The 11,455-nt window shown below is 61.7% G+C and carries 9 protein-coding genes and 1 tRNA gene; 4 read left to right on the top strand and 6 right to left on the bottom strand.

Features of this window, described 5'->3' with window-relative positions:
- The first annotated feature begins 583 nt into the window (after positions 1-583).
- Genes ACK6D9_RS07480 through ACK6D9_RS07470 form a run of 3 tightly spaced genes read left to right on the top strand, consistent with a single transcriptional unit; the run spans position 584 to position 5,840 of the window.
- Positions 584-1,321: a TetR/AcrR family transcriptional regulator gene (locus ACK6D9_RS07480; RefSeq protein ID WP_412051196.1), complete on the top strand. Its 738-nt coding sequence runs from the start codon at positions 584-586 to the stop codon at positions 1,319-1,321.
- A gap of 12 nt (positions 1,322-1,333) precedes the next feature.
- Positions 1,334-2,533, top strand: a complete 1,200-nt coding sequence (locus ACK6D9_RS07475; protein WP_412051195.1) for an efflux RND transporter periplasmic adaptor subunit — start codon at positions 1,334-1,336, stop codon at positions 2,531-2,533.
- A gap of 10 nt (positions 2,534-2,543) precedes the next feature.
- On the top strand, positions 2,544-5,840 hold the full coding sequence (locus ACK6D9_RS07470; protein ID WP_412051760.1) for an efflux RND transporter permease subunit: 3,297 nt from the start codon (positions 2,544-2,546) through the stop codon (positions 5,838-5,840).
- Between the two features lie 150 nt (positions 5,841-5,990).
- On the opposite strand, the gene ACK6D9_RS07465 is transcribed toward ACK6D9_RS07470, so the two are convergent.
- The 5 genes from ACK6D9_RS07465 to ACK6D9_RS07445 form a co-directional block, all read right to left on the bottom strand.
- Positions 5,991-6,677: an ABC transporter ATP-binding protein gene (locus tag ACK6D9_RS07465; protein ID WP_412051194.1), complete on the bottom strand. Its 687-nt coding sequence runs from the start codon at positions 6,675-6,677 to the stop codon at positions 5,991-5,993.
- A complete protein-coding gene (locus ACK6D9_RS07460) occupies positions 6,674-7,426 on the bottom strand; it encodes an ABC transporter ATP-binding protein (RefSeq protein WP_412051193.1) in 753 nt (250 codons plus the stop codon). Before ACK6D9_RS07460 ends, ACK6D9_RS07465 begins: the two co-directional genes overlap by 4 nt.
- A complete protein-coding gene (locus ACK6D9_RS07455) occupies positions 7,419-8,408 on the bottom strand; it encodes a branched-chain amino acid ABC transporter permease (protein ID WP_322988436.1) in 990 nt (329 codons plus the stop codon). The genes ACK6D9_RS07460 and ACK6D9_RS07455 overlap by 8 nt, the downstream gene beginning before the upstream one ends.
- Positions 8,401-9,321, bottom strand: a complete 921-nt coding sequence (locus ACK6D9_RS07450; protein ID WP_412051192.1) for a branched-chain amino acid ABC transporter permease — start codon at positions 9,319-9,321, stop codon at positions 8,401-8,403. The genes ACK6D9_RS07455 and ACK6D9_RS07450 overlap by 8 nt, the downstream gene beginning before the upstream one ends.
- A gap of 76 nt (positions 9,322-9,397) precedes the next feature.
- Positions 9,398-10,540 (bottom strand): ABC transporter substrate-binding protein, encoded by a 1,143-nt coding sequence (locus tag ACK6D9_RS07445; protein WP_412051191.1) that lies wholly within the window; start codon positions 10,538-10,540, stop codon positions 9,398-9,400.
- A 338-nt stretch (positions 10,541-10,878) separates the two neighbouring features.
- Between ACK6D9_RS07445 and ACK6D9_RS07440 the strand changes: the two genes are divergently transcribed.
- The gene (locus ACK6D9_RS07440; protein WP_267655436.1) at positions 10,879-11,115 is read left to right on the top strand and encodes an Lrp/AsnC ligand binding domain-containing protein; all 237 of its coding nucleotides are present in this window, start codon (positions 10,879-10,881) and stop codon (positions 11,113-11,115) included.
- A 94-nt stretch (positions 11,116-11,209) separates the two neighbouring features.
- Here ACK6D9_RS07440 and ACK6D9_RS07435 read toward each other — a convergent pair.
- Positions 11,210-11,286: transfer RNA gene (locus ACK6D9_RS07435), tRNA-His, on the bottom strand.
- Positions 11,287-11,455 lie beyond the last annotated feature (169 nt).

The following is an 11,455-nucleotide window of genomic DNA, read 5'->3' as shown; positions in this document are numbered from 1 at the left end:
GCCTCACCTTTCGTGACTAAAAGAGGCGGGCAACAAGCCGCCTCCGGCTTTTATAAATTGAAACATCCACGATCAGGATCGCCGGACAATGGAATGGCCGGCACTTTGGCCGCGATCAGCTTGATAGTCACCTTTCCGGCTGCCGCCTCGGTGACCGACCTCAAAGCCCGGGCATACTTGTAGCCGGCGAGTTCCTCCAGCTTGGGCACAGGCAGCGCATGCGCGTCGGTAGGCCGGCGATAGCCGTTTACCCATTTCCCCCGAATTTGACGTCACGGCTTTTGTCGCTTCAGCTCGCGGGTGCAATGCGGTCGCGCGCTTTTGTACCGGCGGCGGCTGCTGCATGCCATAGGTGCCGCACCCGACGGTGATCGAATCTCCAGAAGAAGCACCGCGTCTCGGCGGTGGGCTGGGAACCTCCCCGGATCCGCAATCCAGCGCAATAACAGCGGTTGTTCAACGGCTTGAGCTGCTTGAACGGCTATTGTTTACGCAGCAACGGCCGTGCTTGCCAGCGGGCGCGACCAAGCCCAGCCGCCTTTGGATGGAACAGCGCGTTGGCAGGTTATGATCGTCGGGGTTGATGAATGAATATTCATTCACTATGTTCCCAATGAATTTCGTGTGTGGCCAAGCCATTCGCGCTTACCCGACACCTTGGGGCCCACATCAAAACTGCAATCACAGGAACCGCCGCATGGACACCGCTCAGGCCGACATCGCCCGCCAACGGGTATGCGACATTCTGGACAAGGTGAGGTCCGTCTTCGCCCTCAATGGCTTTGATGGCGCATCCATGCAGGAACTTGCACAGGCTGCACAAATGAGTGTGGGCAATTTTTACCGCTATTTCTCATCCAAGGACGCCATCGTCACAGCACTGGTAAAGCGCGACCTCGAAGAGATCGAAGCGGTGTTTGCCACCATACAAACAGCGTCCGACCCAGGCGCCATGTTCATGCAATTGCTGCGCTACCGCATCGAGAACATGCCGTTTGAAGAAGCCGCCTTGTGGAGCGAGGTCCATGCTGCCGCCAGCCGTTCGCCGGAAATCGCCGAACTGATGCGTAACATGGAGCAGACTGTGCGCAGCAATATAGTCGATGCACTGGTACGGATACATACGACCGACGAGCCCGGCGCGGTTGAGGATTTTGGCATCCGCGCGCAATTCGTAATCCTGCTTATGCACGGCTTCACCCAACGCATGAACTGCTGTGGGGAAAGCACGATGAATGAGCAAACCCGAGCCGTTGGCGAACTGTTGCTGTCAACTATTCGCGACGTGACTTTCAAGCCCCCCTTCAAACCCGAGCCGTAACCGGATCCTCCCATGCGCAATCTCATTGCCCTGTTGTTCAGCCTGCTGCTTCTTGCCGCTGCCCCGTTGCCGGCCGCTGCAGTTGATGCGGAAAAATCGCCAACTGCAACCACCCAGCCACCTTCGATCGTTGCCGCGCGGGCGGTTGAAGGCGAAATCACCGACCGGGTTTTGGCCAATGGCATGATCACCGCCGTCGAAGAAGTACTGGTGGCGCCGCAGGTTGAAGGCCTGGCGATCGAAAGCCTCGAGGCCGATGTCGGCGACCGTGTGGAAGCAGGCTCGGTGCTCGCCACCCTGTCCGACGATCAGTTGATCCTGCAGGAAAGCCAGCTTGAGGCCAACCGCGCCAAGGCGCTGGCCAGCATCGCCCAGCTTGAAGCCCAGCTCGCCGAGGTTAACTCGAACGCGGCAGAATCGGTCAAGACCAGCAACCGGGCGCGGCAATTGGCTGATAACGGCACCTATTCGACGGTACAGGCCGAACAGGCCGAAGCTCAGGCCACCGCCGCGCTGGCGCGTGTCCGGTCGGTGGAACAGTCGGTCAAGGTAGCCGAAGCCGAGATTGCGCTGATTGACGCGCAGCAAAAAGATATCGAGTTGGGGCTGGCCCGCACCGAGGTCAAGGCGCCAGTGTCAGGCGTTGTCTCGGCACGTGGCGCCCGTGTTGGCGCCATCGCCAGCGCCGGCGCCGGGCCGTTGTTTACGATCATCCGCGACGGCGCTCTGGAACTGCGCGCCGATGTGGCAGAAGTGGACATGCTCAGGATCGCCGAAGGCCAGGATGTCCGGCTCAAGTTGATCGGCTCGACCGAACCGCGCGAAGGCACCGTCCGACTGATCGAACCGACGCTCAATCTGACCACGCGGCTCGGCATGGCCCGTATCGAGATTACGAACAGCCAGGGCCTGCGCGCCGGCATGTTTTCAGATGCCGAAATCATTGTGGCGCAGAAAAAGGCCGTCGTGGTGCCGGTAACCTCCGTCAACATTACCCCCGAGGGCGCCAATGTGCTCAAGATCATCGACGGAACGGCCCGACGAACGGCAGTCACCATCGGCATTCGCGAAGGTGGCCTGCTGGAAATTGCGAAGGGGCTTGCGGCCGGAGACCTGATCGTCGCCAAGGCCGGCGCATTCGTGCGCGATGGAGACCGGGTGACACCGGTGGAACAGACCGACAGCGGCGATATTGCCGCAATCAGCCAGTGAGCCGCAGATGATGAACTTTTCCGCCTGGGCCATCCGCAACCCGATCGCCCCGATCCTGGCTTTCACGCTGCTGACGATTGTCGGGATCCAGTCTTTCTTCACCTTGCCGATCACCCGGTTTCCCAACATCGACGTGCCGCTGGTGGCGATCACCGTGGCCCAGTCGGGCGCAGCCCCCTCCGAACTCGAGGCGCAGGTCACCAAGGAAATCGAAGACGCCGTGGCCGGGATCAACGGCGTTGACGACATCGCCTCGACCGTGGCCGACAATGTCTCAACCACCACGGTGATCTTCCGCATGGAAGTGCCGACCGATCAGGCTGTGCAGGACGTCAAGGACGCCATCGACCGAGTCCGCGGGGATCTGCCGGCATCGGTGGAAGAGCCGATCGTCACCCGCATCGACGTCGAGGGCCAGGCAATCATGACCTTCGCGGTCAACGCGCCGGGCATGACGCTGGAAGAGGCGTCGTGGTTTGTCGATGACACCATCAAACGGGCCCTTCAGGGCCAGCGCGGCGTTGGCCGGGTCGACCGTTACGGCGGAGCAGACCGGGAAATCCGCATTGAACTCGATCCGGCGCGGCTTGATTCCTACGGTGTCACCGCCGCCGATGTGAACCGCCAGCTGCGCGCCACCAACGCCAATCTCGGCGGTGGCCGTGGTGAAATCGGCGATCGCGAACAGGCGATCCGCACACTCGGCAATGCGGCTGATGTGCAGGCGCTGTCGGAAACCACCATTGCCCTGCCAAATGGCCGCTACGTGCGACTTGGCGATCTCGGCCAGGTGCGGGACACCTATGAAGAACTGCGCTCGTTTGGCCGCTACAATGGCGATCAAGTGGTTTCGTTTGCCGTGTTCCGGTCCAAGGGCGCCAGCGAAATTTCCGTCGCGGAAGTGGTGACCGAGACGCTCGACACGATCCGCGCCGACCACCCCGATGTCGAACTGGTGCCGGTCGACGACACGGTATTCTATACCTATGGCAACTATGAATCCGCGCTGCAGACGCTCGCCGAAGGCGCCTTGCTGGCGGTGCTCGTGGTGCTGTTGTTCCTGAGAAACTGGCGGGCGACGCTGATCGCAGCGGTGGCGCTGCCGCTCTCGGCAATCCCGACATTCTTCGTGATGGAGCAGCTCGGTTTTTCGCTCAACCTGGTGAGCCTGCTGGCGATCACGCTGGCGACCGGCATCCTGGTCGATGACGCGATTGTCGAGGTGGAGAACATCTCGCGCCACATCCGCATGGGCAAGACGCCCTACCGGGCCTCGGTGGAAGCCGCCGACGAGATCGGGCTGGCGGTGATTGCTACCACCTTCACCATCATCGCGGTGTTCGTGCCGGTGTCGTTCATGCCCGGCATTCCAGGCCAGTATTTCAAGCAGTTCGGCATGACCGTGGCCGTCGCGGTGATGTTCTCGCTGCTGGTGGCGCGGCTGATCACGCCGATGATGGCTGCCTATCTGATGCGCGACAGCGACGGTCACGATGGCGAAGGCCAGACCGACGGCCGGATCATGCGCGGCTACACCTGGTTCATCTCCAAGACGCTGCGCTGGCGCTATACCACGCTGCTGGCGGCGATCTGTTCGCTGGTGGTGGCTGTCTATTTCATGGCGCAGGTGCCAGGGTCGTTCCTGCCGCCCGAAGACGTATCCCGCGTCAGCGTCAGCGTCGAGCTGCCGCCCGGCGCTACCCTGGCCGACACCGACCGCACCACCGAGGCGATGCGCGACGTCATCAAGGACGTCGACGGCGTGGACAACGTCTTCATTCTCGGCGGCACCTCGCCAAAGGGCGAGATGGATATCCGCCGGGCTTCGGTCTCGGTACTGCTCGAGAAAATCGAGCATTCGGTGGTCAAGAAGGTGGTCAACGGGTTCGCCGGCGCGGTGCCGCTGATCTCCGATTTGCTGCCACGCATGGAAGTTCTGGGCCGGACCCGGTCGCAGGCTGAAATCGAGGCGGAGATTTTCGACAGACTGGCGGTGATCCCCGATATCCGCGCCTACAAGCTCAACGACCGCGGCGACCGTGACCTGACCTACAATGTCATTTCCACCGACGAGGCGGCGATCGACCGGGCCGTGGCCATGCTCGAGCCCCGGCTCAAGGCTGAAGGCGTGCTGTCCAGCGTCTCCGTATCCGGTGCGCTGCCCCGCCCGGAAGTGCAAATCCGGCCGAGAACCGAGGAAGCCGCGCGGCTCGGGGTCACCACCGCGCAGATCGCTGAAACCGTGCGTGTCGCCACCATCGGTGATATCGACGCGGGGCTGGCCAAGATCACGCTCGACAACCGGCAGATCCCCATTCGGGTGCAGCTAGATCCGATCTACCGGACCGACATCGACCGGATCGGCAATCTGCGGATTCAGACGGCGCGCGGTGTTTCGGTACCGCTCACATCGGTGGCCGACATCGAGATCACGCAAGGTCCCTCGACCATCACCCGCTTCAACCGGCAACGGCAGGCAACGATCGGCGCCAGCCTTCCGATCGGCGTGGCGCTCAACACCGCCAAGGACCGGTTCAACGAGATCGTCAAGACCACCGAGCTTCCAGCCGGCGTTCAGGTGGTCGAATCCGGCGATGCCGAGGTCCAGAACGAGCTGATGTCGAGCTTCCTCAACGCCATGCTGATGGGGCTGCTCCTGGTGCTGACGGTGCTGATCCTGTTGTTCAAGGATGTGATCCAGCCGTTTACCATTCTGTTGTCGCTGCCGCTTGCGATCGGCGGCGTTGCAGCCGGCCTGATCATCACCAACAACGCGCTGTCGATGCCGGTGCTGATCGGTATCCTGATGCTGATGGGCATTGTCACCAAGAACGCCATCCTGCTGGTCGATTTCGCCGTCGAGCTGATCCGCACCGGTCGCGACCGAGTCGAGGCGATGATCGAAGCCGGGCAGAAACGCGCCCGGCCGATCGTCATGACCTCGATCGCCATGTCGGCGGGCATGCTGCCGAGTGCGCTCGGCGTCGGCGAAGGCGGCTCGTTCCGCGCGCCGATGGCAATTGCGGTGATTGGCGGCATCATGGTGTCGACCGTGCTCAGCCTGGTGGTGATCCCGTCGTTCTTCCTGATCATGGATGATCTGTCACGGCTTTTGGGCCGGGTCTTCGGGCGCTTCGTCGGACCGAAGGAAGAAGAACCCGAAACCATGGAACCCGAAGCGATGACGGCAGCCCTCAGTGGCAATGCGGACGAGATCGCCGACCTGCGGGCCCGGTTGGCACGGCTGGAAAGCCGCACAGAACCAACCCCGCCAAAACTGGTGGTAACGCGGGAAGCTGCCGAATAGCAGCCACAGCAAGGGGCTCACGTCGATCCGGTTGCCGGAACAACAATCCGGTGACCGGATAGATTCAGCGCGGACTCATGAGGGTGGCACGGGAGTAACCGGGATCTAAGATGCGGTTTGAAACCGCGCCCGCGGCTTTCGATCCACGCTTCAGACGCCGAGCATCTCTGTTTCAATATCACGTGTGAGCTCAACCGGGGTGCCGGTCCAGACGCTTTTGCCACGGGCCAGGATGACGCAGCGGTCGGCCACGGCGCGGAGTTCGGAAAACGCCTTGTCGATGACCAGGATCGACTGTCCACCCTGTTTCAGCTTGGCAATCGCCGCCCAGATTTCCTGACGCACCACCGGGGCCAGCCCTTCAGTTGCCTCATCGAGGATCAGCAACCGCGGATTGGTCAGCAGCGCCCTGGCAATCGCCAGCATCTGCTGTTCGCCGCCCGACAGCGTTGCCGCCGTCTGGCCCAGCCGTTCGCCAAGCCGCGGGAACAGGGTGATGGCGGCGGGCTGGTCCCAGGCGCCGGGACGGGCCGAGGCCATCAGGTTTTCAGAGACTGTCAGGCCTGCAAAACAACGTCGGCCCTCCGGCGCCAATCCGATTCCGAGCCGGGCGGCGCGGAACGACGGCAGCACCGTGAGGTCCTGCCCGTCAAACCGGATCTCGCCACGGGTCGTGCGCAGCATTCGCGAGATCGCCCGAACGGTGGTGGTCTTGCCCATGCCGTTGCGGCCCATCAGGGCCACCAGCTCGCCTTCAGCGATATCGAGATCGACGCCGAACAGCGCCTGCGAAGCGCCGTAAAAGGCTTCGAGGTCGCGCACCTGGAGCAGGCTCATGCTTCATCCTCCCCGAGATAGGCGGCGCGCACTTCCGGATGATTGCGGATATCGTCGGCATTCCCACGGGCGATAATGGATCCGGCAACCAGCACCGAAATGCGGTCAGCCAGCCGGAACACCGCCTCCATGTCGTGTTCGATCAACAGGATCGGGGCCTCGATGCGGAGCTTGTCGAGAAAGCCGATCAGCCGGTTCGAGCCTTCCTGGCCAAGGCCAGCCATGGGTTCATCCATCAGGAAAATTCGCGGCCGCATGGCAAGCGCCATGGCGATCTCCAAGAGCCGCTTTTCGCCATGCGAGAGTTCACTGACGCGGACACCGGCGCGGTCGGCCAGGCCAACGCGCTCCAGCGCTTCCATCGCCTCGCCGGTCAGATCCCTGTCCTTGGCAACGGGTCGCACGAAGCCGAACACCGAGCGCCGCCGCGCCTGTGCTGCCAGCGCCACATTGCCGCGTGCGGAAAACTCTGGCACCAGCGAGGAAACCTGAAAGGTGCGTGTCAGCCCGAGCCGGGCGCGCGCAGCCTGCCCGAGATCGCCGATCTCGCGGCCGCCAAACCGGATCGACCCGGCATCAGCCTTGAGTTCCCCAGCCACCAGCTTGATCAGGCTCGACTTGCCGGCGCCGTTGGGGCCGATCAGGGCGTGGATTTCACCGGGACTGAGATCCAGATCGACATTGTCGGTTACCTTCAACGCACCGAAGGATTTATCGAGGCCGGAGAGCGAAAGAACCGGATCAGTCATGCCGCGCCCTCCCCGCCAGCAGGCCGATAAAGCCGCCACGGGCAAACAGCACGACCGCCAGCAAGGCCGCGCCGAGGAAGAACTGCCAATGGCTGGTGAAACTGCCAAACACATGCTCGAACAGCACGAACAGGCAGGCGCCAACCACCGGCCCGAACAACCGGGCGACACCGCCGAGAATGATGAACACCATGATTTCGCCGGACTGGTGCCAGGACAACATCGAGGGGCTGACAAAGCGGTTGAGATCGGCGTAGAGCGCGCCGGCGAGCCCAGTGACCATGCCGGAGATGACAAAGGCGGCAAGCTTGATCCCGTAAGGCGAGAGCCCAAGGGCTGCGACCCGTCCTTCATTCTGGCGCACCGCCTGCAGCGCGGTGCCGAAGCGTGCGCCGGTCATCCGCCACTGGGCGATCAGAACCACCATCAGCACCGCGTAGCAGAGCAGGAAGAAATCGAGCGGCCTGAGCGTGTTGATCCCGGGAAAACTGTTGCGGACATAGATCGACAGCCCATCCTCGCCACCATAGGCAGGCCAGGAGATGGCGAAATAATAGATCATCTGCGCGAACGCCAGCGTGATCATGATGAAATAGACGCCCGATGTGCGCAGGCTGAGCAGGCCGATCACCAGCGCGGCGACGCCGCTCACCAGCATCGCCACCAGCCACAGCACCAGCATCTGGTTGGTGCCGTTGACGACAAACGGCGAGGTCATCAGCGGCTCGTAATTCTGGTGGTGGGTGGCAACAATGCCGACCGCATAGCCGCCAAGACCGAAAAAGGCGGCATGGCCGAAGGAGACCAGCCCGCCCAGACCGAGCGCAATGTTGAGGCCAACACCGGCCAGCGCCAGAATGGTGGCGCGGGTGGCGAGCGTCACCAGGAATGGTTCATCGGCAAAATAGGCAATCAGTGGTCCGATGAGCAGGATCAGTGCCAGCACGATGTTGAGACGTCGTTCGGTGATCAGCTCAGGCATTGGCGGAAAACAACCCTTTTGGCTTGAAGACCAGGACGACGGCCATCAGCAGGTAGATCAGCATCGAGGCCAGTGCGGCGCCCACGCCGCGGGCGGCGGAAGCCTCCATCACGGTGGCAAGCAGTGTCGGCAGCAGGAAGCGCCCCATGGTATCAACCAGGCCGACGATCAGGGCAGCGACCAGCGCGCCACGGATCGAGCCGATGCCGCCGATGACGATGACCACAAAGGCGAGGATGAGCACCGGTTCGCCCATGCCGACCTGGACCGACTGGATGGCGCCGATCAGCGCACCCGCAAAACCGGCAAGGCCTGCGCCGAGCGCGAACACCACCGTGTAGAGAAAACGAATATCGACACCCAGCGCTGCAATCATTTCGCGGTCGGCTTCGCCGGCGCGGATCTGCGTGCCAAGCCGGGTGCGGCTGATCAGCAAGCCAAGACCTATCGCCACCAGCAGGCCGGCAACAATGATCGCGAGGCGATAGGCGGGATAGGGCAACCCGCCGGGCAGCATCACCGGACCCGAGAGCATTGCCGGCGGATCGAGATATAGCGGAAACGAGCCGAAGACAAAGCGCACACCTTCGGAAAACATCAGCACCAGGGCGAAGGTGGCCAGCACCTGATCGAGATGATCGCGGTCATAGAGCCTGCGGATCACCACGATCTCGACCAGCGCGCCAAGGGCTGCGGCTGCGACCAGACTGGCCACCAGGCCGAGCCAGAACGAACCGGTATACGCCGCCACCGCTGCGCAGACGAAACCACCAACCATGAACAGCGAACCGTGGGCAAGGTTGATCAGCCCCATGACGCCGAAGATCAGGGTCAGCCCGGCCGCCATCAGAAACAGCATGACGCCGAGTTGCAGTCCGTTGAGGATCTGCTCGATAAAAAGGGCAACACTCATTGATGGCCGCGCTCACACCAGGGCAAGAAAGACAGGCCGGGCGGAACCACTTGGTCCGCCCGGCACTGGTGCATGATCACATCTTGCAATCGACGGCATAGGCGTCGGCATGGTCTTCAAGCGCTACACCAACCAGCTTGTTGGTGTAGACATCGCCTTCCTTGACCACTTCGCGGACATAGATGTCCTGGATCGGGTGGTTGTTGTTGCCGAATTTGAAGTCGCCGCGGGTGGACTTGAAATTGGCCGCCTTCAGCGCTGCGCGGAAAGCGTCCTTGTCGGAAATCGAGGCCGCATCCATGGCCGAGATCAGCAGGTTGGCGGTGTCAAAGCCCTGGCTCGAATAGAGCGATGGCAGACGGCCATACTCAGCCGTGTAGCTTTCGACAAAAGCCTTGTTGGTCTCGTTGTCGAGATCCTTGGACCATTGCGAGGTGTTCTTGACCCCGAGGGCTGCGTCGCCCACTGCCTGCAAGATGTTCTGGTCGAACGAGAAGGCAGGTCCGAGCAGCGGGATTTCCACGCCGGCGCCGGCATATTGCTTCATGAAGGCAATGCCCATGCCGCCAGGCAGAAAGAAGAAGACGCTGTCTGCGCCCGAAGCCCGGATTTCAGCGATCTCGGCAGCATAGTCGGTCTGGCCGAGCTGGGTGTAGATCTCGTTGGCAATTTCGCCCTTGAAGAAGCGCTTGAACCCGGTCAGTGCATCCTTGCCGGCCGGATAGTTCGGCGCCAGGATGAAGCTCTTCTTGAAACCGGCCGTGGTTGCATAGGCGCCCATGCCTTCATGCAGATTGTCATTCTGCCAGGCGATATTGAAGTAATTCTCGTTGCAGCCGGCGCCGGCAAGCGCGGACGGACCGGCATTCGGCGACAGATAGATCTTGCCCTGCGCCACGGCGCCCGGAACCACGGCCATGGCCAGGTTGGACCAGATGATGCCGGTCATCACGTCGACCTTGTCGGACTGGATAAGCTTGTCGGACAGCTGAACCGCGAGATCCGGCTTCTGCCCGTCGTCTTCGATGATCAAATCGATATCGGTGTGGCCGGATTGCTTTACCGCCAACTGAAAGCCGTCACGCACATCAATGCCCAGCGACGCGCCGCCGCCCGACAAAGTGGTGATCATGCCGACCTTGACCGGCTCGGCGACCGTTGCCGACACGCCTGCCATCAGGCCTGCCACTGCCGCGATTGCTACGAATGATTTTTTCATTGTGGATCCTCCCGTTGTTATTCGACACCGCCGGCGCTTGTTTCATTCCGGTCGATATCTTAGCTTGTTTTCACGGCGGCCTGCCTCCGCCTTGCAGCAGAACCTTATCAGCAGGCCCGCAGAATTCCAGTATTTTTTTAAGCTTAAAGTATTTCTCGATCGAATGCCCCTTGCGATCTTGGCGCGGTCATGGTTCCAACGTGGTTACAGGGTGGAGCCGATGCGGACCGAGATGTGGCCGCAAGGGTTCTATCCCACACAAATGACGCGCCGCTGGCATTCGGCCAGGTGCAAGGATGCTTCAGGGGCCGCGCCCGCCGCAAACTGGGAGATTTTCGATGCAATGTTTTTTCGTGGAATTTCAATGCAAGCTCGGCCAAGCCTATGCGGTGGCCGATGAGATCGCCAATCGCGAAATCGCGTCGGAGATCTACTCCGTCAGCGGCAGGTTCGATCTGATGGCCAAGTTCTACATCGAGGATGACGTCGACATCGGCCGGTTCATCGCCGAACAGGTCCACACCGTTCCGGGCATCGAGCGCACTCAGACGATGCTGACCTTCAAGGCGTTTTAAGCGCTCAAGGGAGGGTAAGCGCCGGCCATGCGGAAAGCCCGGTCAAGGCTGCTCGGCCGGGCGTCATTCCAGACAATGTGCTTGAAGAAAGAAATGGTACGATTGGGTGGGCTCGAACCACCGACCTCCGGATCCACAATCCGGCGCTCTAACCAACTGAGCTACAACCGCACACCAGCGTCCAAGGATCAGGTCCAGGCCGCTTTCTTGTCGCTCACATACGGCGGTCGGCTGTTTTTTGCAAGAGGTGTCGGCGCTGTTTTGGCATTTTCAGATGGTTGAAATCGACAAAGCAAAAGGCCGGGCGCAAAGCCCGGCCTCTGATCGTCTGGCAACTGAT

This window comes from Hoeflea sp. Naph1, from assembly GCF_046837775.1.
GTDB lineage: Bacteria > Pseudomonadota > Alphaproteobacteria > Rhizobiales > Rhizobiaceae > Hoeflea.
The sequence above is the reverse complement of the archived record's forward strand: the minus strand, read 5'-3'. Positions and strand labels throughout refer to the sequence as shown.

Excerpts from the sequence above, each read along its gene's own strand:
- ACK6D9_RS07475 (WP_412051195.1), top strand. The coding sequence starts at position 1,334 with ATGCGCAATCTCATTGCCCTGTTGTTCAGCCTGCTGCTTCTTGCCGCT.
- ACK6D9_RS07450 (WP_412051192.1), bottom strand. The coding sequence starts at position 9,321 with ATGAGTGTTGCCCTTTTTATCGAGCAGATCCTCAACGGACTGCAACTC.
- ACK6D9_RS07470 (WP_412051760.1), top strand. The coding sequence starts at position 2,544 with ATGAACTTTTCCGCCTGGGCCATCCGCAACCCGATCGCCCCGATCCTG.
- ACK6D9_RS07445 (WP_412051191.1), bottom strand. The coding sequence starts at position 10,540 with ATGAAAAAATCATTCGTAGCAATCGCGGCAGTGGCAGGCCTGATGGCA.
- ACK6D9_RS07460 (WP_412051193.1), bottom strand. The coding sequence starts at position 7,426 with ATGACTGATCCGGTTCTTTCGCTCTCCGGCCTCGATAAATCCTTCGGT.
- ACK6D9_RS07465 (WP_412051194.1), bottom strand. The coding sequence starts at position 6,677 with ATGAGCCTGCTCCAGGTGCGCGACCTCGAAGCCTTTTACGGCGCTTCG.
- ACK6D9_RS07480 (WP_412051196.1), top strand. The coding sequence starts at position 584 with ATGAATGAATATTCATTCACTATGTTCCCAATGAATTTCGTGTGTGGC.
- ACK6D9_RS07455 (WP_322988436.1), bottom strand. The coding sequence starts at position 8,408 with ATGCCTGAGCTGATCACCGAACGACGTCTCAACATCGTGCTGGCACTG.
- ACK6D9_RS07440 (WP_267655436.1), top strand. The coding sequence starts at position 10,879 with ATGCAATGTTTTTTCGTGGAATTTCAATGCAAGCTCGGCCAAGCCTAT.